Annotated in this window: 1 pseudogene; it reads left to right on the forward strand. The window is 75.2% G+C overall.

Annotated elements, in window-relative coordinates:
- Positions 1-110: 110 nt before the first annotated feature.
- Positions 111-423: pseudogene (locus tag I6F37_RS41480) on the forward strand (hydrogenase maturation protease); the annotation flags it as partial.

A 423-nucleotide genomic window follows, 5' to 3' on the forward strand; every position in this document is an offset into this window, starting at 1 on the left:
ATCTCGTGCTCCACCCACTTCCTGACGCTGAACGTCGAGCGGCACTGAGCCCGCTGGTCATCGGCGTCGGGAACCCATGGCGGCGCGACGACGGCGCGGGGCTCGAGGTCGTGAGCGCGCTCCGCGCCCGCTGCGGGGACGACGTCCGGGCGGTCGCGCACGAGGGCGACTGCATGCGATTGCTCGACCTGTGGGACGCGGGGAGCGCCGTCGTCCTCGTCGACGCCGCTTGTTCCGGAGCCGCCGCCGGGAGCGTGCTGCGCCTCGGCGACGGCGCCGACCTCCTGCGAGCGCCGCTGCGGTCGTCGACGCACGCGTTCGGGGTGCCGGAGGCACTCGCGCTCGCGCACGCGCTCGACCGAGCGCCGCGATCCGCTGCGATCTACGCGATCGAGGGCGCGGACTTCGGGCTCGGCGCGGGGC

The organism is Bradyrhizobium sp. NBAIM08, from assembly GCF_020193935.1.
Lineage (GTDB): Bacteria > Pseudomonadota > Alphaproteobacteria > Rhizobiales > Xanthobacteraceae > Bradyrhizobium > Bradyrhizobium yuanmingense.